Source organism: Prevotella disiens (assembly GCF_900454955.1).
GTDB lineage: Bacteria > Bacteroidota > Bacteroidia > Bacteroidales > Bacteroidaceae > Prevotella > Prevotella disiens.
The window spans coordinates 1,780,585-1,806,194 of record NZ_UGTL01000001.1; the positions used below are offsets into that span (position 1 = coordinate 1,780,585).

19 protein-coding genes and 1 tRNA gene are annotated in these 25,610 nt (G+C 38.8%); 5 read left to right on the forward strand and 15 right to left on the reverse strand.

Going from position 1 to position 25,610, the window contains the following annotated elements:
- Positions 1 to 616 precede the first annotated feature (616 nt).
- From DYI03_RS07885 to DYI03_RS07940, 12 genes are all read right to left on the reverse strand, one after another.
- Positions 617 to 3,427: a M16 family metallopeptidase gene (locus tag DYI03_RS07885; RefSeq protein ID WP_021668680.1), complete on the reverse strand. Its 2,811-nt coding sequence runs from the start codon at positions 3,425 to 3,427 to the stop codon at positions 617 to 619.
- A gap of 55 nt (positions 3,428 to 3,482) precedes the next feature.
- Positions 3,483 to 4,709 carry a DUF4876 domain-containing protein gene (locus tag DYI03_RS07890; protein WP_021668679.1) on the reverse strand — a complete coding sequence of 409 codons (1,227 nt, stop codon included), beginning with the start codon at positions 4,707 to 4,709 and terminating at the stop codon, positions 3,483 to 3,485.
- Between the two features lie 35 nt (positions 4,710 to 4,744).
- Complete coding sequence (locus DYI03_RS07895) at positions 4,745 to 6,250, reverse strand: DUF6850 family outer membrane beta-barrel protein (RefSeq protein WP_021668678.1); 1,506 nt, start codon at positions 6,248 to 6,250, stop codon at positions 4,745 to 4,747.
- The gene (locus DYI03_RS07900) at positions 6,251 to 6,634 is read right to left on the reverse strand and encodes a hypothetical protein (RefSeq protein ID WP_021668677.1); all 384 of its coding nucleotides are present in this window, start codon (positions 6,632 to 6,634) and stop codon (positions 6,251 to 6,253) included.
- Positions 6,631 to 9,360: a TonB-dependent receptor gene (locus DYI03_RS07905; RefSeq protein WP_021668676.1), complete on the reverse strand. Its 2,730-nt coding sequence runs from the start codon at positions 9,358 to 9,360 to the stop codon at positions 6,631 to 6,633. The genes DYI03_RS07900 and DYI03_RS07905 overlap by 4 nt, the downstream gene beginning before the upstream one ends.
- A gap of 146 nt (positions 9,361 to 9,506) precedes the next feature.
- Entirely contained in the window at positions 9,507 to 10,982 is a 1,476-nt protein-coding gene (rodA, locus tag DYI03_RS07910; protein ID WP_021668675.1) for a rod shape-determining protein RodA, read from the reverse strand.
- Positions 10,983 to 11,012: 30 nt separating this feature from the next.
- On the reverse strand, positions 11,013 to 13,148 hold the full coding sequence (locus tag DYI03_RS07915; protein ID WP_021668674.1) for a penicillin-binding transpeptidase domain-containing protein: 2,136 nt from the start codon (positions 13,146 to 13,148) through the stop codon (positions 11,013 to 11,015).
- Positions 13,145 to 13,648, reverse strand: a complete 504-nt coding sequence (gene mreD / locus DYI03_RS07920) for a rod shape-determining protein MreD (protein ID WP_021668673.1) — start codon at positions 13,646 to 13,648, stop codon at positions 13,145 to 13,147. The genes DYI03_RS07915 and mreD overlap by 4 nt, the downstream gene beginning before the upstream one ends.
- A gap of 93 nt (positions 13,649 to 13,741) precedes the next feature.
- Entirely contained in the window at positions 13,742 to 14,623 is an 882-nt protein-coding gene (gene mreC, locus DYI03_RS07925; RefSeq protein WP_004355742.1) for a rod shape-determining protein MreC, read from the reverse strand.
- Between the two features lie 70 nt (positions 14,624 to 14,693).
- Positions 14,694 to 15,716, reverse strand: a complete 1,023-nt coding sequence (locus DYI03_RS07930) for a rod shape-determining protein (RefSeq protein WP_004355637.1) — start codon at positions 15,714 to 15,716, stop codon at positions 14,694 to 14,696.
- A gap of 101 nt (positions 15,717 to 15,817) precedes the next feature.
- A complete protein-coding gene (locus DYI03_RS07935) occupies positions 15,818 to 16,411 on the reverse strand; it encodes an MGS-like domain protein (RefSeq protein ID WP_021668672.1) in 594 nt (197 codons plus the stop codon).
- A 269-nt stretch (positions 16,412 to 16,680) separates the two neighbouring features.
- A complete protein-coding gene (locus tag DYI03_RS07940) occupies positions 16,681 to 17,034 on the reverse strand; it encodes a hypothetical protein (RefSeq protein ID WP_021668671.1) in 354 nt (117 codons plus the stop codon).
- Positions 17,035 to 17,218: 184 nt separating this feature from the next.
- Between DYI03_RS07940 and mutY the strand changes: the two genes are divergently transcribed.
- The 5 genes from mutY to DYI03_RS13675 all read left to right on the forward strand — a co-directional run bounded on the left by mutY (position 17,219) and on the right by DYI03_RS13675 (position 21,911).
- Positions 17,219 to 18,202 (forward strand): A/G-specific adenine glycosylase, encoded by a 984-nt coding sequence (mutY, locus tag DYI03_RS07945; protein WP_021668670.1) that lies wholly within the window; start codon positions 17,219 to 17,221, stop codon positions 18,200 to 18,202.
- A gap of 593 nt (positions 18,203 to 18,795) precedes the next feature.
- Positions 18,796 to 19,227, forward strand: a complete 432-nt coding sequence (locus tag DYI03_RS07950) for a transposase (protein ID WP_021668668.1) — start codon at positions 18,796 to 18,798, stop codon at positions 19,225 to 19,227.
- Positions 19,193 to 20,071: a transposase gene (locus DYI03_RS07955; protein WP_004355790.1), complete on the forward strand. Its 879-nt coding sequence runs from the start codon at positions 19,193 to 19,195 to the stop codon at positions 20,069 to 20,071. The genes DYI03_RS07950 and DYI03_RS07955 overlap by 35 nt, the downstream gene beginning before the upstream one ends.
- A 177-nt stretch (positions 20,072 to 20,248) precedes the next feature.
- Positions 20,249 to 21,643 (forward strand): Spi family protease inhibitor, encoded by a 1,395-nt coding sequence (locus DYI03_RS07960; RefSeq protein ID WP_021668666.1) that lies wholly within the window; start codon positions 20,249 to 20,251, stop codon positions 21,641 to 21,643.
- Between the two features lie 4 nt (positions 21,644 to 21,647).
- The gene (locus tag DYI03_RS13675; protein WP_244916338.1) at positions 21,648 to 21,911 is read left to right on the forward strand and encodes a hypothetical protein; all 264 of its coding nucleotides are present in this window, start codon (positions 21,648 to 21,650) and stop codon (positions 21,909 to 21,911) included.
- 275 nt (positions 21,912 to 22,186) lie between these two features.
- Here DYI03_RS13675 and DYI03_RS07970 read toward each other — a convergent pair whose 3' ends face one another.
- From DYI03_RS07970 to DYI03_RS07980, 3 genes are all read right to left on the reverse strand, one after another.
- Entirely contained in the window at positions 22,187 to 23,473 is a 1,287-nt protein-coding gene (locus DYI03_RS07970; protein WP_036882319.1) for an MFS transporter, read from the reverse strand.
- A gap of 326 nt (positions 23,474 to 23,799) precedes the next feature.
- Positions 23,800 to 23,877, reverse strand: a tRNA-Arg gene (locus tag DYI03_RS07975).
- Positions 23,878 to 23,939: 62 nt separating this feature from the next.
- Complete coding sequence (locus tag DYI03_RS07980) at positions 23,940 to 25,607, reverse strand: tetratricopeptide repeat protein (RefSeq protein WP_021668661.1); 1,668 nt, start codon at positions 25,605 to 25,607, stop codon at positions 23,940 to 23,942.
- Between the last annotated feature and the right edge of the window lie 3 nt (positions 25,608 to 25,610).

Here is a 25,610-nt window from a genome sequence, read left to right on the forward strand (position 1 = left end):
GACTCCTCGTACTGATAACCCAAATAAGCAATTCTCATTGCGTTATTTTACGAAAGGGACACATTGACGAAGTCGGGAAATGAGAAGCGAATGTCTGTAATTCAACATAATATGAGATAGCATATAGCAAGTTATGGTGTCTTGTAGGGGCGTGATTTATCACGTTCCTCTTAGCGAATATTATGCTGTTAGGAACGTGATAAATCACGCCCCTACAAAGTTTCATTTTTCGCTAAGAAACTGTTTGTTAAAATATAAATGAATATACAATCTTTTGTGGAATTTAGGACAAGGCTTATTTTATCGAAATTCAAAACCCCTTGTTTTGAACTTCAAAACATACTCTTTTGAGCTTTAAAACAAGGGGTTTTGAAGCTCAAAACAAAATGTTTTAAAAATGCGCTGTAAAGCGTTGAAATTCAACAAAATATAAATTGGTTTAAAATTCAGTAGTATTTAAAGGACTATTCGATAAATAACCAACGAGAATGAAATAATATACAGTTTCAAAAAATGGAATAGCCCTAATAGAAAACAAAATAGCCACCATAGTTTCAACTTGCTTAACTATGGTGGCTTACAGCATTTTTTTAATATTCAGAGAGAGAATGTTGATTTATTCAGACATCATTGTGATTTCTATCCGTCGGTTCGATTTCAAAATATCTTTTGCTATTTGTTGCACATCTTGCGGTGTTAGACTTTTTACAAGGTCTTCGTAGCCTGTGAAGAAATCGATATTGCGGTGCAAACGATTGTAGATGACATAGTCCCAATAACCGTTTGTATTAACAGATTGGCGGTGTGCTTTGAGCAAATATTTCTTAATCTTATCCATACTTGAAGCCAAAGGACCGTTGTTGGCAATGTTTTCGATTTGCTGATAGATGATAGGCATCAACATTTCGTATTTTGCAGGGTCGGTGCGGAAACTTATTTTAACGAATCCGTGAGGCTTTGCCGTATTATCCAACTGACTTTGCACACTCACGCCGTAAGTTCCGCCCTTTTCTTCACGTACCGAATCGGTGTAAGCTATCGTTAAGACACGTTTGAAAACATCAAGAGCAAGGTCGGCTTTTGGTGTAAATGGTTCATCGAAAGTATAGAAAACGCTTACCAAAGTAGATGGTGTGTTCATCTTCTTTTTAAAGATATGCGTTTCGTTTACGTTGCGCACTTGCGGATAAGAGTCCTTCACTACGCTACGTTTCCCCTTATTGGGCAGTGTGGCAACATATTGGCAGAGCAATGGACGTAAGGTTTCCATATCGACATTGCCCACTAAAATCATCTTAAATCCAGAGGCATCGCTGAAACGTTCATTGTAAATTTGCCAAATACGGTCGTAAGAAACACGGTCGAGTGTGCTGCGTTTTAGTGGTTGTAGGCGTGGGTGGTTGCCGTAAAGAATAGCCGTAACCGAATCGTTATAAGCCACTTGCGGATTGGCTTCACGATTTTTGAGGAACGAACGCATGGTTTCAATGCTACCTTTAAACTTCGCTTCGTCTTTGCGAGGGGCAGTAAAGTAAAGATAGGTAAGTTGCATCATGGTTTCAAAGTCTTTTACCGATGAACTACCATTGATAGCTTGCGTTTCGACACCAATGCTTGGATTGATGCGAACAGCCTTTCCGTTCAACATTCTGTCTAACTGTACCTTGTCAAAGTTGGCAACTCCTGCATCGATAATGGCACTTGAAAGCATAGAAAAGTTAATTGCGTCAGCATCAGGATAGCTTGATGTTCCACCTTCACCATAGAAACGCATCGTGATTTCGTCCTTCGCAAAGTCGGTTTTCTTCACATAAACCTCTACGCCATTGCTCAAAACAAGTTTCTTTACACCAAATTTATCCCAATCCGTTTCTTTTTTTATCTTACCTTTCTTAGGCAATTTCGTTATCAATTCGGCTTGCATTGTTTCCTCCTTGTAAGGTTCGTATTGCTTAGCCTGTGCCTCCAACACATATTTCTCGAAAGTTGCTTCGTCAGCAATAGGGAAATCAGCCTTTAAAGGAGCATAAACCGTAAGCACTTGGTTCTTGTCAGAAATAAGTTCAATGGCTTCTTGGTTCACCTCGGCTAAGGTTACACTGCCGTTAAACTCTTGTGTGAGTTGATAATCGTATTCGGCTGACGTGATAGGCTCGTTGTTCAAGAAATTTTGCAAAGCTGCTTTCACTAAATAACGATTACGACGGTCGTTGCGTTCAGTATACTTTCGCTCGGCAGACTTGAGGATAGTTCGCTTTGCACGTTCCAATTCGCTTGCTGTAAACCCATGTTGGCGAGCGCGTTCCACTTCTCCAATGACAGCATCGAACGACCCTTTTACATTCTCTTGCAAACAACCGAACGACACAGAAAAAGCATCTTTGGTTTTAGAAATGAAGAATTGACCTGCACCAACCGATGCACTATGGAATGGAGGCGTGGGCTTTTTCTTCATATCGGCTAATCTTCCGTTGAGCATATTCGTAACCAATGCACTTAAATAACTCTTGCGTTGGGTTGCTATAAGGTTCTTTTCATTGTCGGGAGTAGCCGCCTGTTTCATGTAAAGATTAACAAGCATAATGGGTTGCTCGCTATCTTTATCAATGGCAACAATCATTTTGTCGTTATCAGGCACAGGATAGTAGATGCGTTCTGCTGGATTTTCAGGCTTTTGAACATCAGCAAAGGTGCGGCGAATCTTTTCCTCCATTTTATCAACGTCAATATCTCCCACCACGATAATGGCTTGTAAGTCTGGGCGATACCATTTGTTATAATAGTCGCGTAAGTCTTTGTAAGGGAAATTATCTACAATATCCATTGAACCAATAGGCAAACAATCTTCATATTTTGTACCCTTATAAATGGTAGGCATGACACGCTCCATCATGCGTTGCACTGCCATTCCAGCACGGCGAGTACGCCATTCTTCGTGAATAACGCCACGTTCTTTGTCTATTTCTTCATCGGTGAGCAATAGAAAGTGGCTCCAATCGTGGAGAATCAATAAAGTTGAATCGACAATACCTTCACGCTTGATAGGTACAGCCGATACATTGTAAACCGTTTGGTCTACACTCGTGTACGCATTAAGATTTGTTCCAAATTTTACACCAATGGTTTCGCACCACGGAACAATGCCCAATGAGTTTCCTTTACCCTGAAAATGCTTTGTACCATTGAATGCCATGTGTTCCAAAAAGTGAGCCAATCCACGTTGGCGAGGTTCTTCAAGAATAGAACCGACACGTTGGGCTATGAAAAAATCGGCTAATCCTTTCTCCTTTGCGTTATGTTTGATATAATAGGTAAGTCCGTTTTCTAACTTGCCCACTCTGTACGAATTGTCAATTTCTACCGTTTGTGCAGCCACAGAGAACGGCAAAAGGAGCGAAACAAGGAGTGTTGAAAAAAGTTTATTCATAATGTTTGTTTAAAAACCTCCTCCAACCCTATTGTTAGAGGAGGTTGTTGGGTTTTTATTTTACTGTTGGTGTTGCCTTTGGTGTGAAATCTTCAGAAGAATTGTTGGTATCTACATACTTGCCATTCTTCATTTTGCGTACAACGGCAGTACCAATACCGCTCTTGTCTTTAGCATTATCACTGCAATAAGTGAAACCATTATCCATAGAAACAGGGATAATGTTCCAATCATGAGGATTATCTTTCATATCAACATTGACAGCATCAATAATCCAAGCTGAAGGAAGGAAGTAAGCCTTTTGTGTCATTAATTTTCCATTTACGTCATTATTGTATTGAGCTTCATAATAATTATTCTTTAAAAAGTCTTTTATTGTTCCTTGAATCTTACCAATTGCGTATGCTTTATTACCTCTCATATTTAATACAAGGATAGAGGCTGAGGTGGTAAATATGCGTTCCAAATCTTTAACATTGGCATTTTGCTCATCTTTATAGTTGTTAGTTGAAACATCATAGAACTCAAAATTAGCATTACTCAAGTCGAAAGAGTTAGCATTTACACTCTTATGATTTTTTCCATTCAATGCTAATAACAATGTTTCTCCGGGTTTTACAGGTACATCTTTACCTTTTCCTGGAATCATATATATAGCACCAGCAGCAAAACCTTCATTTCTGTAATCTTTGATATACTTATGTTTTACACCATTGGTAAAGGCAGACTCCATGATAACCAAACTATCAGCATACATTAGTTTGCTTGTATTGTTGGTAATTTTGATATATTGGTCAGCAAAATAAGCTTTTCCATTTGGTGTTTGTGTGCCACGGAAGAAAATTTCAGATATAACAAACCCTTCTTTGCCTGTCGAAACATTGAGCAAAAGATTGATTTGGTTAGAACTATTTTCTGTTATTTGTACATTTTCGTTAATAGTATTTACCTCTATTGACACCTCTTTGCCACCAGCTTCGTAAGTTAAAATGCCGTGTGCCAATACAGAATAAGTACCAACAGGTATATCTTTAATCTCCGCAGTGTAACCTTTTTCGGTCTTACTAAATTCTTTTACACTGTAAACCACTTTTGTTGCCTTGTTGGTAAGTAGGACAAGAGCGTTTTTAAAGTCTTTTGCTTGAATGTTTATAGGCAATTCAAGATTAATTTTTGCCGAAGTCTTAGGTGTTTGTGGGTCATCTTTATCTTCTGAACAAGACACAAAAGAGAAACATAAGGTAAGGAGCAATGTCATGCTCATTAAAATTTTCTTTGTCATTTTCTTTTATTTTAAGTTATTACTAATTGATTATTTTAAAATGAAAAACCTAATGTTAGGCTTGTTACCGCACTATGGGTATGTTCTGAATTGGATATAATACCGCCCGATAATTCTGCAAATACACCATATCGAGGTGTTTTTAGCTTATAATCGGTGCGTATATTGGCTTTTACTTCTGCTCTGTTGCTTTTTAATTGCGAATAATTATAATTTATATATTGTGTAAATGAAGTTTCAATGTCAGCATATGGCATTTCTATTTTATTGTTATTTTTTCCAAAATATGTAGCCGTTAAACCACAATCTAATAGCCATTGTTTGGCAAAAGGTTGCAAAATATGTGTTGAAAGTTCACTAAAAAAATGCGAAACTTCTATTTTTCGGTGAGGATATACATATTTTGAACGATTAGAAACAAAACCAATTTTTGCTCCAATACTCCATTCTGTTTGTTTTTTCGCAGTATAGGTAGTACCAAGATAAGCCATTGTTGCATAATGCTTATACATTGTGAGGTCGGCAATGATAGGATAATCGCCTAAGACAGCATCGCCTGCAATGTGTTCGACACCATGCTGACTTAAAATATCATAGTGTCCGTACAACCAAAGTACACTTTTCTTACTTTCAAATCGATAGCCTAATTGGGTGGAGGCTTTAATATTGTGCAGCGTAGTAAGCGGAAGCGAGTTGTATTCGTCGGATATTCGTTCGTAACTTTGCCTTGAAAATTTTGCATCAGCAACAATTCCACGCCTTGAAATAGGGACTATTGAAAGCAAAAGCGCACCGCCTTTTCCTTTATAACTTACATCTGTGTTTGCGCCAGAGAAGCGTTTATAATGCGTTCCCAACCCTGTCATGATGTATTCGCCTGTTCCGCCCAATTCATTGTAAATATCTACATCGTTCGATTGTTTGTAAACATTACCTAAAAGTGCTGTTCCCAAACGATAAGAGCCTAACAAATAGGTTGCACCGAGCTTTAAATTCAAGTCAGCGACAACGCCTTTCATGCGTGGGTCTTGCTTTCTCCACTCTTGTTCTGCACGGAAATTCAGTTCAGCACCAATGTTCCAACGTCCCAAGCTTGTGGCATAACCACCTGAGAATTGGTATCTTTCACGTTCGGTATTACCTCCCACCGAATCAGCAAGTATGTATGGCGCAAGCAAATCATAGTCGGCAGTCGAATTCCAACTGACTCCTAAGTTGCGTCCTGTAAGATACGATGCTTTACCCCATATCGTTGTGCGTTCTGTAAGGCGAAGATAAGATATTGCTTTTGCCTCAATGCTTCTTTGCCCTTTGCCCTTTTCAAGTATGAAAGGCGATGTGCTGTGTTCCAAATTACCATTAAGTGTAAGTTCGGAATGGCTATATTGAAAAGCATTTCCATAGTTTGCAGGATTTTCCCATGCTCTTTGCCAACTTAAATTTGTTAGCGTTGCTCGTTCAATGCGTGCTGAATCTTGCGCAAAACCATAGCTTGCACACACCATACCGAAGATAATATGTAAAAAACGAAGCTGTTTCATTTAGTCGGTAAATATGGTTTGCATTTCAATAGGCTTGCTATTGCTTTCCCCAACACTAATAAAATCTGTTGTACTGCGGAAAGAACGCACTCTAACCTCGTTTTTTTTGTCAGTATAACGTATCACACCATCAATCGAAATCTTGTATGCGCCACGCAAAACCGTTTCTGTCAGTCTGTTACCAATAAAATTTGTTGAGGTAAAAGTTTGCTTTGTATTCAAATTTGTAAGCGTTGCTGTTGCTTGAACTCTATCTATTTCGGTTGCCTCCTCACTGCTTATGGCAATGGTAACATCAGCCATATATTCGTCCACTTCGTTATGACACGAACTGAAAGTGCAAGCCATGAGGGCTAATGCTATGATTAAAATATATTGTTTCATAATTTCAAGTTTATTTCTAATCCAAAATAAGGGCGCACACTACGGCGAATGGTTATTCCGTTCTGCTCGTAATTTGGCGTATAGTCTAAAAGACGATTGCAGAACATGGCTATATTCAAGCGGTCGTTCAACAATTTTTTCGTTACTTTCAGATTCAAATTCATAGAGAAAGGTACGGTATATTTGATGTATTCCTTCGCCGTATGGTCGCGAACAAGGAAACGCAAATAAGTATCGTTAGCATCTTCCGCCTTCCAATCATGCAAATTTCCGTTAGGAGTCATGTATTTTTCAGGTTCATTGCTCAATGGTAAACGTTGGGAAGAAGTAAACCAAAGGCATTGAGCCGACAGAGAAAATCCCAAACGGAGTTTAGGAATATTGGTATCGAATGTAAAATTGGTATTTGCCATTTCGGTTTTTATTCCGTCATTATCACGATACAAACCCACATACTGAATTTGTTTGCCATTCAAAACCGCACTCGGACGATAAGCAACCGTTTGTGAATTGCGGTAGAGGGTTTTAAACCACGCTCCATTAATGGTCAATCGGGTTTGCAAAGCCCTAAAACGAGGGGTTGAGAAGGTATATTCTAATCCTCTTTTCAGTGTACGACTACCATTTGTATATTCCGTATTGCCAAACAATTCTTGTTCCATGCTGTAAGGAAGCATACTTACATCGGGCGGAGCTATCAAACTATTGGCATCTAAACCTGACGTATCAAACTGCTTAAAGCTAAAGGAATGGTAAACAGTATTGGCACGAAAGCCCGATTTCATATCCTCACGGAAGAGTGTAAGCGACAGATGATTACCTGCAAAGGATACGTCTGTTCCCATTTCCCACTTTAAATTGCGTGCTGGTTGAATGTCTTTGTTCGCCTCGTTCAATACAAACGTGCGAACGTTAATCGTGCGCAAAGCCTCGTTTGGGTGGTAATAACTCAACTGAACGATGTCCAAATAGCGTGGGTCGGGATAGATATAACCCATTGTTGGAAACTTTGTGTGCTGACCAACTCCACCTTGTAAGCGTATTTTTCCTACCCATTTACCAATATGAAATTGTGGAAATGACCACCCAATATTTACTCGTGGGTCGGCATACCATTGTCCGTGCATGGCATAAAGGGTTGGTAAATTGAGCATTTGGCTCACTCTCACACCACCATTCAACTCGAAAGTATGGCGCAAAATAGGGAGCTTAAAGCGTTCCTCGGCATAAAAAGCCAATGTACTCAGGGCTGGTGTGAGTGAAAGTTTTCGTGGGCGAACCGATGTTCCTGTATAAAGTGGAGCTAAAGGGTCGAACTTTTGCCCTTCGCCATAGTTCTTATCCAACGAGAAATCGGCACCAACGAGCAGTGTATTGGCGATTCTGTCGGTTGGCACTTGCAATTTTGCGTTCACTCGAGCAAACAAATTGAAAGGCTTTCCGTCTACATCGTGCTGACCGTAATAGGTATAAGGCAGAATTGCCACCGTATGTTCGCCCTCTTCGGTAGTGGTTAGGGCTGGCATCATGCGTGAAAGTTGCACTAAACGCAAACGGGAAACAACATCATGTTGATAGCTTGTGGAAAGCGTAGCATCAAAGCTCTTCAGCCATTGTTGCTTTTTGAAAGTAACATTGAGCGACGTGTTGAGGGCAAACCTATTGTAACGTGATTTGTAGGTATCACGTTTTCCCCTGTTAAGGTCGGGATCTAACTTTTCGCTATCGAACGAACCGCCATAATCAAAATTGTTTTTCCACATTATATTATAACGGTCTTTCTTCCACAAAGCACTCATTCTTGCCGAAAATGTTATTCGTGAATAGTTTTCCAACGTATTGCGTGGGTCGCTATTGGCTTTCAGATAGTCGGCACTAAGGTTGAGTGTCCACGTTTTTCCAAATTCAAATCCTTTGGCTAAGTAGAACAATTTGCTGCTCATATCGGCTTTTAAGCGTGCGTTAAGATTGTGTCCACCACGACGACGTTCTATTTTTACCAATCCGCTGGTTAGGTCGCCATACTCAACCGAGGGAATGCCACGCACCACTTCCACCTTTTCTATATCGTCGGTCGATAGGGTACGCATATCGACACCTTGATTTGTAAAATCTCGTTTCGTTACTTGCGACTCCCATGCGCCTGCTATGCTTTGCTTGTTGGCATTGTTCGACACGGGCGCACCGTCTACAATAAAACTTGTTCCCAACGATGATGTGCCGTAATTGGTGCTGCCGTAGGGGGTAGCCTCACGCAAACGAATGCTGTTAGGGGCATTTAACGATGGGTCGGACGAACGTCCACCAGGCAACAACTCTAACAAATCGGAGAAACTTGATGGCTGCAAATGTTCCATGGCTTGTTTGCCTATGGTGGACGAAGCTGCCAAACCACGCGACTCTTGTGCCGTAACCACAACTTCAGCCAAAGCGTTTGTGTCGGCTACTAAATAGTAGGTAGCGTTGTTTTGAGCTTTTACAACCAAAGGTTTGTACCCGATATAGCTAATGCGAATGGTTTTTCCCTCTATGTTTTTAGCCTGAAATCGCCCATTCATGTCCGTAATAGCCAATACACTTTTGCCTTTTTCAAACATCACAGAAGCCCCTATAACAGGCTGATTTGTTAGGTTTTCAATAACAAGTCCACTCGTTATGTTCTGCGCAAAAGTAGCCATGGCGCAGAAAAGAAAATATATAAAAAGAATGTATCTTGCTCGTTTCATTTAGTATTCTAACTTTACAAATACAAAATTACAACGCTTTGTAATTTCTTACAATACTTAAAAATAAGTAAATTATAATACGCAGAAACAAGAAATAGCATCTAAATAAAAGTATTTAGAGCTATTTTCGAAGTAACAATATATGACTACTGCCGGATAAGATTTCGCCCTGCATCTATTCGCAAGAAGATGAAAAGCAACAGAGTGAAGCCCCAAAGCGACGACCCACCATAACTAAAGAAAGGCAACGGAATACCAATAACGGGGGTTAAGCCAAGCACCATGCCCACATTGATGAAAACATGGAAAAGAAAAACACTTGCCACACAATAGCCATAGACTCGCCCAAACTTAAACGGCTGTCGCTCGGCAACATACATCAAACGCAAAATAAGGGCAAGAAACAAAAGTAAAACGGCTGCTGAACCCAAAAAACCTTCTTCTTCGCCCACCGTACAGAAGATAAAGTCTGTATCTTGCTCAGGGACAAAGTTCAATTTTGTTTGCGTCCCGTTCAAAAAACCTTTTCCTTGCAAACCTCCTGAGCCAATGGCAATCTCACTTTGGTGTACATTATAACCTGCACCAGCAAGGTCTTCTTCCAAGCCTAAAAGTACATTGATACGAACACGTTGATGGGGCTGCATCACATCGTTGAGAACGTAATTAGCAGAATAAAAGAAAGCAATTGAACCTACGGCAAAAAGTCCAATGAAAAGATAATGTATGATGCGTGAACTCATCGAAACATAAACCAAATAGGCTATCAATCCCGCTGAAAGAATAAGCTGAACCCATACAATATCGAATGGTATTACAAATTCGGAGAATAATAAAACAAGCAGTGTAATACCTAAAACAAACAACAAAATCTTCTTAGTTTTGTCTTTATCGTGTAGATACGTCCACACCATACCAGCACAAAAAAGCTGTACCAATAGGAGAACGAAGAACTTACCCGATGAAGTGGGAGTGTCCCAAAGCATTACATTGTCGTATTTTACCCCCACAACAAAATAAACAATCATTGCAATGCCCGTAAAAAGAAACGAACCAGGCATTCCTTCCCGATAAAACATAAGAAAGAAAGATAGGTAAACAAGAGCAGAACCTGTTTCGCGTTGACCAATAATACACAGCATAGGAACGACAATGATGCCTGCTGCAGTAGCAAAATGCTTCCAATTCGATATGGTAAAACCGTATGCAGACATGAATTTAGCAATGGCTAAAGCCGTGGCAAACTTAGCAAATTCGGCAGGTTGCAATCTAATTGGTCCTAAAACTATCCACGATCGAGAACCTTTTATGGAATGGGGATTGAAAATGGTGGCAAAAAGCAATAACAAAAGCAGCGCATAAACCACATAAGCAAAGGTATCATAGAGTCGGTCGTCCATCATAAGGAGTACAAAACCCAAACAAATGGAAGTACCAATCCAAATGACTTGCATACCTGAACGCGATGATAAAGAGAAAATATCAGTATCGCCGTAAGTGTAACTCGCACCACAAACACTAACCCAACCGAAGATGAGTAATGCCAAATAAATGCCTATCGTCCACCAATCTAATGAACGGAACACGCCAGGTTGCTTATTTGATTTATAATTGCTTGCCACTTTTCTATTCTTTCTAATCGTTATTCATTATCAACTGTCTTTGGGTCGATTTTCTTTCTTTTTGCCATTCGTAGGCTTTTCGGAGTCTTTGCCTTTATCTTCTTTCTCGGTTTTTATCTTGACCTCCTCTTCTACTCGTATTGCAGGGTCGTTCAGAGGTTGTTTTTTCTTTTCTTTGTCCTTGGCTGCTTGCAAATCTTTTAGTGCTTTATCCTTCTGCATCTCATTCATCTTCTGCTTTTCGCGAACCAATTTCAACGAATCTTTTATCTGGTTCACTCGCTTGATAGAATCTAATCGCAGCGAATCGGCTAAACTTAACTTTCGTCTGAAAGGATAACTGATGTGTCGCTTCTGGATAATAGCAGCTTTTACAGCATCGGCAGGCGTCAATTTTCCATTGATATACTGCTCTATCATTAACGCACCGATAGGAACACCAAACACAGCGCCAAAGCCTCCGTTTTCAACATAGACTGCAATGGCTATCTTTGGAGTATCAATTGGAGCAAAACCCATAAATACAGAGTGGTCTTTGCCTCTGTTTTGTGCCGTACCAGTCTTACCAGCAAGTGTATAGCCTGGGTGTGGTGCAAAGGCACAAGTACCTCCTATAACCGAAGAAGCCATACCTGCAACTACTTCTTTATAGGCTTGGGGAGTTCCCATGGCGATATGTTTTGTGGTGTATTTCTTATCCAAGCGTTGTCCTTGAATATGTCTTACAACGTGAGGAGTATAATAATAACCACGATTGGCAATGATTGCACCAAGATTCGCTATCTGTAGTGGGGTTAGATTGATTTCACCTTGCCCAATAGAAATAGAGATAACCGTCAATGGATTCCACCTATCGAAAGCATTATTATAAAACTCCGCATTCGGAATAAGTCCACGTTTTTCCCCAGGAAGGTCGATTCCTAACTTATAACCGAAGCCCATTGATACCATGTAATCGCGCCAACGATTCATGGCATCATCAAGATTTTTATATTTTTGTCGGTTGGATAGCATGTGATATAAGCCCCAACAAAAGTAAGCATTGCATGATGTACTCAATGCAGGAACAATGGAAATAGGGGAAGCATGACTATGACAGCCTACATGAAGTCCACGAAACGAGAACCCATGTGGGCAAGGATAACGAGTAGAATCGTTAACAATACCTTCACTATAATAAGTAATTGCCTGACTTGTTTTAAAGGTTGAACCTGGAGGATATTGTCCCATGATAGCTCGATTCAACAAAGGTTTTGCTGGGTCGAGGGTCATTGTTTGTTGGTTTTTACCTCGCATTTTTCCAATCATATCTCGTGGGTCGAATGTTGGCGAAGATACCATAGCAAGAATCTGACCAGTTTTAGGTTCAATAGCTACTATTGCTCCTAATTTCCCCTCCATTAATCGCTCACCAAGGGCTTGCAAATCGGCATCAAGACCTAACTGAATGTCGCTTCCAGGACGAGGTTTTTGGTCGTATTGCCCATCTTTGTATCTTCCTTTTATACGTCCATGTGCATCACGAAGTAATATCTGAACACCTTTTTGACCACGCAAAGGTATTTCATATTTACGTTCAATACCCATCTTACCGATATAATCACCTGGCTGATAATATTCATCTTTATCAATATCGGTTTGACTAACTTCTGCAACATCGCCCAAAACGTGTCCTGCAATGGGACGATGATATTGGCGAATACTGCGTTTTTGGATATAAAAGCCTGGAAAACGATAAAGTTTTTCTTGGAAAGCACTAAATTCTTTATCACTTAATTGACTCAAAAAGAGTTGTTGTGTGAAACGAGAATAGCCTGGATTTTTGGTTCTATCCTTAATATCATTCATGCGTTGAATCAGGAATTCCTTCGTAATATTCAACGCTTTACAAAACTCTAAGGTGTCTAACCTACCCTTTTCTTCGTTCATCACCACCATAATATCATAGGCAGGTTGGTTATAAACGAGCAATTTTCCCTTTCTATCGGTAATAATACCACGAGAAGGGAATTCTATTTTCTTTAAAAAAGCATTTGAATCAGCACGCTTTCTATAATCATCACTTGCAATTTGAAGTGCAAAAAGCCGAATAAGATAGACTACAATGATAGTTATTGCAACTCCACTGAGGACCAAACGACGTTTCTCAAGGTCAAAATTCTTCATGCGCGACTCCTTACATGTTCAATAACTAATAAAAGTAACCATGTCAAGAGCGTGCTACCACCGATACATTCAAGCCAATAAACAAAATTAAAGAAGGTGAACATCTCTAAGGTAAAGAAAATAAAACAATAGATTAAGGTCAAAGTAATACTATACCAAAAGTATTGACCAAAACCCAATGTGGAAATACCTGGCACTAAATCGTCCGCACTATCGCGTGGAACGAAAGGACGTAACACATAAGGTTGTACCGCAGCTATCAATGTTAAAGAAGCTGAAGAAACACCTGGCGTATTGGTAAAGGTATCTATCACCACACCCATGATAAAGCCTGAAAGAAGAATTGCCCAATGTGGAAAGTTCCTTCTAAATAAAAATATAAAATAAATGTAGAGTAAAGGCGTTGCAATACCAAATAAATGGATATGGTTTAGTACAAACACTTGAGCAAGTACCAATACCAAAAACCAAGCCAAACTTTTTACAAAATCTATACTCATTCTTTAATTTATATGACAGCTATTTAGAAAACTCTCTGCAAAATTTAATACACATTACTTAAATTAGCACGAAGAATTTATGTCTTTTCCATTCTAATCGGTTGTGCTAAAATCAGTGTTCAACTGCTTAATAGAATCTTTCGCAATGTCCATTACCTTCTTTTTCTCCCTAATAGAGGCATCATCAATGACACAAACATCACGTAGATTTCCAAAATCAGTAGACAACTGCACTGCTACTCGATAAGAAAGACCATCTTCGGAATTATAAACATGTTTTACTTTCCCAACTAAAACGCCTGCTGGGAAGATAGAAGAATAACCACTTGTGATAACTCTATCGCCCAATTTAAATTTTGCATGGCGCGGAATATCATCAAGATATGCCACATTTTTTGCCCCACCATTCCATCGCAAATAGCCAAAATAGTTTCGCCCTTGAATAGAACAACTAATATTTGACTTCGCATTCAACACTGGAAGCACAATAGAATAATGAGTACCAACGATATAAACAATGCCAACAACTCCATTTCCGCAAGCAACACCCATATCTTTTCTCACTCCGTCCCATGAACCTTTATCAATGGTAATGAAGTTTTCGTTCTTATCAAGTGAGTTAGAAACTACTTTTGCATGAATCAATTTAAATTCAGAAAGAAAGCGATATTGTCCTTTTTGCTTATATTGTGGGTCGAGTGTCTTCTCGTAAAGTTTCTTTGATAGCTCCTCAACCTGATGTTCTAACATTACGTTTCGCTCGGTCAATTGGCTATTAATCTTACCCATTGAGAAGTAAGATGTTACCGAAGAACTTATTTCGTAGACTTTCCCGACTAAAATATTGGCAGAGGTAAACCACACACTACCTTGATAGTTGTTAAAGCGGAATAAGAGTACCAAACTGGCAACTTCCAGCAAAACAAAAAGAAACCAATGCTTATATTTGGCAAGAAACTCAGTTAGGTTATTCATGCTTACTATTTAGATAAAACAACACTGACCATCGGAATTTTCCAACACCAATAGTCAGCATTTTATCTTGTTATCTCATGAGGAATGAGAAACGGTCTACATTATTCAATGCGATTCCAGCACCCTTAGCCACACTGTGCAATGGGTCTTCAGCAACGTGGAATGGTATGTTGATTTTATCAGTCAATCGCTTGTCAATACCACGCAACAACGCTCCTCCACCACTAAGGTAGATTCCGTTCTTTACAATATCAGCATACAATTCTGGAGGAGTACTCTCCAAAGCTGAAAGCACGGCATTTTCAATCTTTGCAACCGTTTTATCTAAGCAGTGTGCAATTTCTTGATAACATACAGGCACTTCCATTGGCAATGCGGTAATGCGGTTAGGACCATGTACTATATAGTCTTCTGGTGCTTCTTCGCCTAAGTCTGTCAAAGCAGAGCCGACATGAACTTTAATTCGTTCAGCCATACGTTCACTGACTTTCACATTGTGCTGACGGCTCATATACTCTTGAATATCAGCTGTTAAATCATCGCCTGCAACACGAATAGAGTTATTGCAAACAATTCCACCTAAGGAAATAACTGCAATTTCAGTACTACCACCGCCAATATCAACAATCATGTTACCTTCTGGCGCCTCAACATCAAGCCCCATACCCAAGGCTGCTGCCATAGGTTCGAAAATTAGATAAACATCACGACCATCAGCGTGCTCAGCAGAGTCGCGCACAGCACGTAATTCTACTTCCGTAGAACCTGAAGGCACTCCAATAACCATTCGCAAAGATGGTGAGAACAAGCGATTACCACTATGTACCATCTTAATAAGTCCTCGCATCATCTGCTCACAAGCGGTAAAATCGGCAATTACGCCATCGCGTAGTGGGCGAATCGTACGAATATTTGGATGTTCCTTCTCGTACATCATCTTTGCATCGGCGCCAACAGCAATCATCTTGTCTGTTCGACGGTCGAGCGCAACTACTGAAGGTTCGTCAACAACAATCTTATCATCACTGATAATAATGGTGTTAGCGGTACCTAAGTCCATTGCTATTTCTTGGATAAATGAAAAAAATCCCATTCTAAAAATTTGAATATATGAAGTAAAAATGGGTATTATCCCATTGTCTATTTATTTACTTTTTTACTATTCTTGCTGCTTTCTATACGCAACTTAATAGTTTACTTTGAAAACCATTGATGAATTGCGGTGTCATATTGACTACTTACACCAAAGGCACGTTCGGCAAACATCTTTCTATCTTCCAATTCTGATTGTGCACCTTGTGTATTGAGCAACTGAAGCAATACTGGATATTCAGCTTTGCTTGGCACAATAATAACATCATTGAAGTTCTTTGCACCAGCACGAATCAACGAAATACCACCAATATCTATCTTTTCAATTATATCAGCATCACTTGCTCCACTTGCTACGGTTTGTTCAAATGGATACAAATCAACTATAACCAAGTCGATTGACGGAATTTCATATTGTTCCATTTGTTGTTGGTCACTTTCAAAGTTGCGACGTGCTAAGATACCACCAAATATTTTAGGGTGCAAGGTCTTTACTCGACCACCCAAAATTGATGGATAAGTAGTTAAGTCCTCAACCTTTTGGCATTCATAGCCTAATGATTCGATAAACTCTCGTGTACCGCCAGTGCTAAGAAACTTAACGTCTTCAGAGTGCAACTTCTTCAAAATATCGTCCAATCCATCTTTGTGGAATACGGAGATTAATGCTGTCTTAATTTTTTTTGTACCAGCCATTTGTACTTTTGTATTTCAAATTGATGTGCAAAGATACGAAAAACAACACGCTAAAACAAGAGAATAACACAAAAAAAATATAAATCAAGTAAGATTCTTGCTCGAAGTCAAGTTGAAGAGAACGCACATTATATAGGAAAATCATTGCGAATACATATCAAAGATAGACATTATTGCGTTATTCGCAAAATGTTTTAAGTCAAAACCGGACTCGTCTGACTTGTCCGACTCGTCCGACTTATCCTCCAAACGTTACCTTTCCTACCAAACTACTTCCCTATTCCAAAAGCATCTAATATACCTTGCAACTCACTGGCCCATTCTGTTACATTATCAAGAATGCCATCTTTGGCTCCTTGTGCCATGTATTTAGCACATTGCCCTTCCAATTTTCCGATTTTCATCTTCTCGCTTGCGGTATAATCGTGTTTTGCTATGTTCTTTCTAATATGTCCAAATCTATCGAAAGACTTCTTCCACTGCTCTGCGTTATAGTAACGACTATGGTCACGCAATTCATAAGAGAAGTTCTCAAGACTATTCATTGCACTTTGTTTGGTTGTGCATGAGCTTATCATAAGCACAAAAACTGCCACTAATATGGCGTAAATTGATTTTTTCATATCATTTCTATTTTTGCGTAACAGATTGGAAAATATTTTTTCTATGCAAGATTAATTTTATTCATCAGAACTTTTCGCCTCCGCATTACGCCGTTTCTACACTTCATAGGACAAAAATAAACAAATTTAGGTGAATAAACAATTTTTGAACTACTTTCTTCAAGTATTTAAGTAACTTTGCAAAATGGACTTCACAAATACTATATTACAATGGTATGCCGAAAATGGCAGAGATTTACCATGGCGTAGAACCAAAAATCCGTATGCCATTTGGTTGAGTGAGATTATCATGCAGCAAACCAGAATAGCACAAGGCACTGCTTATTGGGAACGTTTCATGAAGCGTTGGCCACGGGTAGAAGACTTAGCTAAGGCCACAGAAGACGAAGTTTTAAGGGAATGGCAAGGCTTAGGTTACTACTCACGAGCAAGAAATTTGCACAAAGCGGCAAAACAAATCGTAGAAATAGGACATTTCCCATTGATATACAACGAGTTAATAAAACTTAGTGGAATTGGCGAATATACTGCTTGCGCTATTTCATCAATAGCATTCGGAGAAGAGAAAGCGGTTGTTGACGGAAATGTTTATCGGGTTCTTGCTCGTTACTTTGGTATTGACACCCCAATAGATTCTACTGAAGGGAAAAAGCTATTTAAGGCTATGGCTGAGGAATATTTAGCAAAAGATGCCCCCGCAGCCTACAATCAAGGTATTATGGACTTTGGGGCTATGCAATGTACCCCCACTTCGCCTAATTGCTTATCGTGTCCACTTGTTGAAACTTGCTATGCTATGCGACACCATAAAATAACTGAATTGCCTATAAAATCGAAAAAAATAAAACAGAAGGAACGGAAGTTCTCCTTTATATATATAAGGTGTAAAAATAAAATTGCCATTCGCAAACGGGGCAAAGGTGATATTTGGCAAGGACTTTGGGAACTCCCAACGCTGGAAATGGTAGAAAAGGAAAAAGAAAAACTGCAACTTTTAGTTAGCAAGATAAAGCATATTCTTACACACCAAATTATTTTTGCTGATTTTTATCTCTTAGAAACCAACACACGCCCTACCCTTTCCGAGGATTTTATATGGATAAATGAAAATGAACTTAACAATTATGCTCTACCACGATTGTTGGAAGTGTTGATTGAAAAACTGTAAAATTGTAATAAAATTTTAATATTTTACCCCAAATTATTATAGCAGATTTATGGATTTTAGAACAATGGCAAATAATGGCAAATAAGGCTATTTTCAAAACAACCTGTTTTGCGTTTCAAAACAGGTTGTTTTGAACTCCAAAACCTATTGTTTTGAAACGCAAAACAATAGTCTAAAAAAACGACTTGTAACCCTGTGATTTTCAAACAGATATAAAATTGGTCAAAATTTCCGCTTTTGGAGTAACAAAGACAAGTTGGATGAAGAGGGCGATAGATTCGAATCTTTGATAAATTCGGATTCTTCGATGTTTCCGCATAAAAGCAAATAATAGGATTTATAGAATTGATAATCAGCGTCTTTTGATTATCAGAAAGTAACTTGTGGAACGATTTGAAAACGAGCAGGTAACATTTACTTGCTTTCGACTTCCTACATTCATCTAATTTGACTATTTCGGCACAAAAATAAAAACTTATCTAGGGCCTACTAAATAAATATAAGCCACTGATATTCAACAATATATGCCTTATTTTATTTGTGTAATTCACCAAAAATGACTACTTTGGTTGTTAAAATATTAACGAAGCACAATGAAATACTACTCTCAATATCGTAGTCACGACTTGTTTGAACTCCAAGAGTCCCTCTCAGGATTGAGCAAGTTGAACCGCTGGGTCAAACTTGCAGACAACCTTCCATGGGACAGGATTGAGAAGGAATATAACAAGCACCTGAAGAACAGTCATTGCGGTGCAAGCAACAAACCGGTCCGCATGGTGGTAGGTGTCTTGATAGTGAAGCATGTGGAGAATTTGAGTGACGAGAAGACCATTCAGGCCATTCAGGAGAACCCTTACATGCAATATCTGCTCGGTCTTGACAAGTTCACGGAAAAGCCGGTATTCGTTCCCGAGTTGTTCGTCCTTGTCCGCAAGCGTCTTGACCATGATTTCTTCAACATGCTTACCTTGATGCTTGCAGAGGTGGATGGAAGCAAGCCAGGCTTTCATCTGCTTGATTAAGAAAAAGCGCAAGGGAAAGAAGCTCATAGACAAGACCAGGCTGATCCAGATACGTTGCTTGAAGGCTGATTTCCAAACGTTTCTTGATTTTCTCGGTAGACACACAAGTGACCTTCTCTCATGTTTCAGTCGGCATGACTTCAAATGCCTCAATGCAGCATTCAAGATGTTCGAGCAGCAGAAAATGATGTTCGAGCAGAATGTCCGCAGATGTGCCGACCGCATCATCAGTATCTACCAACCTCACCTCCGTCCCATCGTCAGGGGCAAGGCAAAGGCCAAGGTCGAGTTTGGGGCAAAGGTTGGTGCCAGCATCGTCAACGGCTACACTTATGTGGATCATCTCAGCTGGGACGCATACAACGAGTCGTCCGACCTCGTCACCCAGATGGAACTCTACAAAAAGCGTTTCGGCATGCTCCTGCGGGAGGTTCAGGCCGACAAACTCTACCTTGGAAAGGAGAACAGAAAGTATATCAAGGCATGCCACGTTGACTGTTACAACCATCCGCTTGGTCGGCCACCGAAAGAAGAAAACGATGAGCATGCGGAGGACAAGAGAAGGGCTGTCGGTGAGAGGAACTGGATTGAAGCCACGTTTGGAACCTCCAAGAGGATTTACCGGGCAAACAACATCCGGGCGAAACTAAACGATACGGCTGACACATGGATAGGAGCTTGCTTCTTCGCTAAAAACATAATGAAATTCCTAAGGGGACTTCTTTGTCTCTTTTTTGAAAAAACAGGGTCGAGAGACTTCAAAAAGAGTATTATCGTCAAATTCAATGGACTTGCAGGAGTTTTTTCTATACCACGAACTTGCATGGTTGACTCTGCGCCCTAACTATTGTTGTAAACAACAAATAAAAAAATGATGTAAAATATTTGTAGTTAGGAAGTAATATATTATCTTTGCAGGTAATATAAAAAACTATGATACATTAATATAATATTAAAATATGATATAAAAAAATTATGTTCATAAAAAAAATTAACCAAGTACTCATTACTCTGTATAATTATGAGTACAATCGTAAGTTGTCAACAAGACGAAACTATGTTGCAACAAAGTGTAAAAGAAATGCAAACGTCTGAGACAAAATCATCTCCTTTCACAAGAACACCTTCTGAAGCACAAAGTGCTGTAAGAGAATTTCTTTCTAACAGTATCTCAACACGTAGTTCAAAAGACACAAGGAGTATTGAACAAGTTATAGATTTAGAAAGAAATCCCAAAACCAGAACTAATGATTTTCTGAACACATTCGCAGAAAAATTCTATGTTATTACTTTCAAGAATAAACAGGGTTATGCGATAGTGTCAAAAGACAATAGAACCTTTCCCCTTTATGCTATTTTAGACTCAGGAGAGTTTAAGGAAACCGACTTATACAATAATGAAACTTTACGCTCTCGTATAGTTGGTATGGTTAGAGGAAGCAATATGGAAATAAACGATTTTAATAATACAATAAGAGAAAGTTTACCCCAAAATACAACAAGGGGGCATAAAGGATATCCAGGTGAGAATACCGAAAATGCAATAAATAATATGCTACGAGATGGTTGGGCGATGCAAAGACAGACAGGAATTCGCCTAACAACAAATTGGACTCAACATGTAGATGGAGATAATTTTTATTTTAATGCCAATGGAGTACCGTATGCTATAGCATACTTTAATAAAGGTATAAATAATATCTCTGCTAATATCTCTATTTCTTTAAGAAGCACAGCTGGTAAGGCAACGGCTTTTGGATGCACTCCTGTTGCTTTTGGACAAGTTATGTATGCCTTAAGGAATTTTCCTGGATTTAAAGATTTAAAGTACTCAAATGGAGAAAAAGTTCTTTGGGAGAACATGGAAAATTCGGAATACTGGAGAATTGAAAGAAAGAGATTTCTTGGTTGGTTTGCTGCAAATTGTAAGCCTACTTACCTTAAGAAAGGTACAATGGTATTTAATATTAATGCTACAAAATTTTTAAGAAAAATTATTGGTGGAAATATTGAATCACGATATGACAATTGTATCGTTGGTGATGGAGACTTTGATGGGTATGGTTGGTCTGAAGACAAAAAAGTCGCAAGAGACTTTTTCAGTCATCCAAATGCCTTTGTCATAATGACAGCCTCTGCTGGTAGCCTTAATTATAATACATTCGTTATTGATGGAATGGTAGAATTTACAAAAAGAATAAAAGGCAGTGGCTTTCTTGGAACAGGCTTATTTAAAAAGTGGAGAAATGGAATAAGACATCTTTATCATGTTAATGCTGGTTGGGGTGGTCTTTCAAATGGTTATTATTTATATGTTCAAAATGTAAATGATGAATTTAAATATACAGGAAGTAATGATGCAATGGACTATCGTTCTAAAGTTGCATATTTAATTTTATGGCCAAGAAACAATTAAACGTATGAAACACATCTTAACGCTAATTTTACTCTTTTCGCTTTCCATGCTATCATCATGCGATGACATTAGTGGAGAACCTCAAGTTAATACTCCTAAACTCTTTTTCGATGCAAAGGGAGGAGAGCAATCTGTGCAAATAAAAATAAAAAAAATCTCATGGACATTTAAAGGGTTAGAAAAATATCCTTTTACACACACTAAGCATACTGAAGATTATAATGAAGATGGAACTATAAAAAAGAGAAGATACAAATCTCTACCTTAAGTGATGGAACACAGAAAATTCACTATGATTGGATTACCTTTATTGTTTCAAAGGATAAAAGACACATTAGAGTACTCGTAGAAAAAAATGATATCAAAGAAGAAAGAGGAATATGCTTTGAGGCTTGGGGGCAGAAAATTCCTGGTGCTTCGTTTACTGTATTTCAGTCGGCAGAATAGAGTATCATGCGGTATTCCTTTACCCCATAGCAGTTTTTTACCCTAACCCTCCTCAAACGATGAGGATTGGGGCTTTTGATATGGCTTTTCGGACCTTTATATTCTACCTTTCTTCCCAAATGCTGGGTCTATCTTTAACATTGATGCAACAATGAAAGGGAAAAGACAAGAAGCCATAACAATAACAAAGAAAATATTGTAACCTACGGCATCGGCTAAAGCACCTGCAAAAAATCCAGGTAACATCATTGATAATGCCATAAAGCCTGTACAGAGTGCATAATGGCTGGTTTTATGTTCGCCCTGACTGAAATATAACATAAATAACATATAGGCACTAAAACCAAAACCATAACCAAAATTTTCAATGAAAATGGCAGCACTAACCGCAAAAATACTTTGTGGCATGACAAAACCAAGGTAAACATAAGCTATATTGGGTAAGGTTATTGCAAAAGTCATCGTCCAAAGCCATTTTTTTAATCCATCTTTGCTTGCCATTAATCCGCCTAATATACCACCTATGAGCAGTCCCACAACTCCGACAATGCCATTTGCCACACCAAAAGCCTCTAATGAAAGTCCTAATCCACCTTTTGCAACATCAGCACGCAAGAACAATGGGGCAACAGGATTAAGCAAAGCCTCTGGTAATCTGAACAAAAGCATAAAAGCAATAGCCACAATGATTTGCTTTTTACGGAAGAAACTTACGAAAGTTCCTACAAATTCGTTCAATAATTCGGTAACCGAAAGCGTTGAATGCTCGGCATCAGCATCAGGTTTAGGTAGGACATATTTATGGTAAAGGCTTAATCCTATGAACATTGCAGCTAATCCGTAGAATACTAAAGCCCACGAAAGTTGCACTTTCATATATTCTTGCAACAAGCCTGCGAGGGCAACCAAACCACCTTTTCCCACAACCATAGAAATGCGATAGAAGGTTGAACGAATGCCAACAAAGAAAGTTTGCTCGTGAGCGTCCAATCCTAACATATAAAAGCCGTCGGCTCCCACATCGTGCGTAGCACTGGAAAAAGCCAAAAGCCAAAAGAAACAAATAGTTCCTTGCAGCCAAAATGAAGTATTAATAGTAAATGCAACACCTGCAAAAGCTGCTCCAAGTAACATTTCCATAGATAAAACCCACCACCGTTTGGTACGAATTAAATCTAAAAACGGACTCCATAATGGTTTGATAACCCATGGAAGATAGAACCAAGAGGTGTAAAAAGTGATTTCAGCATCGGTCAATCCCATTTGCTGATAAAATACCAATGAAACTAAAGTAACGGCTGCATAAGGTAAACCTTCGGCAAAATAAAGCGTAGAAACCCACGCCCAAGGAGATATTTTCTTGTTAGAATTTTGATTTGACATACGCTTAGATGAACTATAAAATAATGCACTGATTTGCACATCGTTTGCAAAGGTAAAGAAAAAAGCTAAGATAAAAACAGAATTATAACCGAATATGAACAAATGCAAGGCTATTTGAACAAAAAAAAAGAGGAACTCCGAAAAGTTCCTCTTCTTATATCTTCAGGCGTCATGGACATTTAGTAGGCTAAAAATGCTCAATACCCGTTGCGCTTAATGCAATTATAATCTTCCATTCAGTTCCGACCCATTCTTTCCAATCCTACTATTCCGCATTGATAAATGAAAAAAGAGGAAATCATTGCTGACATCCTCTTTTCATAGCGTGGTGATTCCGTTGGGGTTCGAACCCAAGACCCACAGCTTAGAAGGCTGTTGCTCTAATCCAACTGAGCTACGGAACCCCTAAATTCGGGTGCAAAATTACTGCTTTTATTCGTTTTTACCAAATAATTGCGTATTTATTTTATTGTAATCCCTTCAAGAAGTTATCAGCTTGGGGATTACCTAATGCTTTTGCTTTCTCTATATTTGCCTTTCCTTCGTCTTTTTTATTGCTTTTACATTGTGCAATTCCAAGTATCAAATAAGCCTCAGAATATTCGGAATTTAGCTTTACTGCAGTTTGGGCAGCCAAAATAGCGTCGTCATATTTGCCTAATCGCAAGAATAAATTGCCTGTTTCTGCAAAATACATAGGTTCTTCTGGGGCAAGCTGTGTGGCAATTAAAATATCTTGCATCGCTTGTTGCCATAATTTTCCTTTTACTTCTATTTGCTCACGCATATAATAAAACGAAGCATCAAGACGCCCTCTGTTCAGAAATTCATAAACATAAAGGTCTTTCATTGCTGCACGATATTGCCCCATTTTGTCGTATTGCTGCGCACGAGCAAAGAAATAAGGTGCTGCATTTTGCACATAAGGCGTATCGCAAAGTTCAATGCTCTTGTTCAAATACCCCAATATTTCATCATCATTTCCTTTCATTTGTTCAGCACATTGTGCTAATTCCAAATAAAGTTCTGGATTCTTTATATCAGTTTTTGTTAGACTTTCAAAACCGTCTTTGGCTTGTTTGTAATCACCTTTTGCATATAAAATTTGCGCTTTAAGATGCTTATAAACATTCAATTCCTTTTCTTTTATAGCCTTTTCAACCTCATTCATAGCTTTATCTAACGTCCACCCTTGCGCACTCACCTTGTCTTTTAATGAAGGAAGTGTTATTCCTTTATAAATCAGGCGACTATAATTATAGTGGGCTTCGTCTTTGGCAGTAGCTTTTGAGATTGCTTCTGTCAAAATTTTATCGGCATTTGCAATATCACCTTTCACTATCAAATCGGTTGCAAGCATAGAATATCCATTGTTAAGCGTTGGGAATTTCTTGATAAACTCATTTAGAAGTTGTTGCTTTATCGTCTCTTTTGCTCGTGAAGACAACATCAAAGCAATGACAGCCTCATCTGAATTATCAGGCAATCCAACACAAATACCACATTGCTGCATGGTCAAATCATTTTGAGAAAGTCCTACAAGCTTAAAATCTACGGCATAGCCTGCATCGGTAGAGCTGCGCAATTCGCCCGAATTATTATAAATACCGATGACTTGTCCTTGTGCATTTACCACAGGAGCACCATTCATTTTCTCTGGTGCGGAAGTGTTAAGTACAGCATAATTATACTTATTCATAAAAGTTTCTACTTTCGAAACTACCGCTTTTTCTGGCATTCCCACTTTAGAAGGCTGAACTATCCACGCTTCAGAATTATCAGAAACACTTGACGATAGCTTTGCTGCAATTGTTTTTGCATTGACTTTGAACTTTACAATGTCGTAAATTTCATTTGCGCCTAACAACATTTCAACATCATATCTTTGTCCTTTGTTATCAATAATCACAGCCTTTTCAGCTCCTATAAATGGTTTCCAAGTACTTACACAGACACCATCGGAAGAAACAAAAACACCATTGGTCGTAGACATTATCGAACCTTCTTTATCGAAAGTTGTAAGCGTAAATGTGGCATCGGCTACCTTTTTCACAGCCGACGATTGTGCATTTACAAACAATGTGCCGCAAAAACACATGACAAAAAGCAAAGAAAATATCTTTCGTAATTTCATATT

What these genes read in the sequence shown, in the direction of transcription:
- DYI03_RS07960 (WP_021668666.1), top strand. Translation starts at nt 20,249, where the DNA reads ATGAGTACAATCGTAAGTTGTCAACAAGACGAAACTATGTTGCAACAA.
- DYI03_RS07935 (WP_021668672.1), bottom strand. Translation starts at nt 16,411, where the DNA reads ATGGCTGGTACAAAAAAAATTAAGACAGCATTAATCTCCGTATTCCAC.
- DYI03_RS07885 (WP_021668680.1), bottom strand. Translation starts at nt 3,427, where the DNA reads ATGAATAAACTTTTTTCAACACTCCTTGTTTCGCTCCTTTTGCCGTTC.
- DYI03_RS07930 (WP_004355637.1), bottom strand. Translation starts at nt 15,716, where the DNA reads ATGGGATTTTTTTCATTTATCCAAGAAATAGCAATGGACTTAGGTACC.
- DYI03_RS07895 (WP_021668678.1), bottom strand. Translation starts at nt 6,250, where the DNA reads ATGAAACAGCTTCGTTTTTTACATATTATCTTCGGTATGGTGTGTGCA.
- DYI03_RS07890 (WP_021668679.1), bottom strand. Translation starts at nt 4,709, where the DNA reads ATGACAAAGAAAATTTTAATGAGCATGACATTGCTCCTTACCTTATGT.
- mutY (WP_021668670.1), top strand. Translation starts at nt 17,219, where the DNA reads ATGGACTTCACAAATACTATATTACAATGGTATGCCGAAAATGGCAGA.
- DYI03_RS07900 (WP_021668677.1), bottom strand. Translation starts at nt 6,634, where the DNA reads ATGAAACAATATATTTTAATCATAGCATTAGCCCTCATGGCTTGCACT.
- DYI03_RS07940 (WP_021668671.1), bottom strand. Translation starts at nt 17,034, where the DNA reads ATGAAAAAATCAATTTACGCCATATTAGTGGCAGTTTTTGTGCTTATG.
- mreD (WP_021668673.1), bottom strand. Translation starts at nt 13,648, where the DNA reads ATGAGTATAGATTTTGTAAAAAGTTTGGCTTGGTTTTTGGTATTGGTA.
- DYI03_RS07955 (WP_004355790.1), top strand. Translation starts at nt 19,193, where the DNA reads ATGGAAGCAAGCCAGGCTTTCATCTGCTTGATTAAGAAAAAGCGCAAG.
- DYI03_RS13675 (WP_244916338.1), top strand. Translation starts at nt 21,648, where the DNA reads ATGAAACACATCTTAACGCTAATTTTACTCTTTTCGCTTTCCATGCTA.
- mreC (WP_004355742.1), bottom strand. Translation starts at nt 14,623, where the DNA reads ATGAATAACCTAACTGAGTTTCTTGCCAAATATAAGCATTGGTTTCTT.
- DYI03_RS07970 (WP_036882319.1), bottom strand. Translation starts at nt 23,473, where the DNA reads ATGTCAAATCAAAATTCTAACAAGAAAATATCTCCTTGGGCGTGGGTT.
- DYI03_RS07915 (WP_021668674.1), bottom strand. Translation starts at nt 13,148, where the DNA reads ATGAAGAATTTTGACCTTGAGAAACGTCGTTTGGTCCTCAGTGGAGTT.
- DYI03_RS07950 (WP_021668668.1), top strand. Translation starts at nt 18,796, where the DNA reads ATGAAATACTACTCTCAATATCGTAGTCACGACTTGTTTGAACTCCAA.
- DYI03_RS07980 (WP_021668661.1), bottom strand. Translation starts at nt 25,607, where the DNA reads ATGAAATTACGAAAGATATTTTCTTTGCTTTTTGTCATGTGTTTTTGC.
- DYI03_RS07905 (WP_021668676.1), bottom strand. Translation starts at nt 9,360, where the DNA reads ATGAAACGAGCAAGATACATTCTTTTTATATATTTTCTTTTCTGCGCC.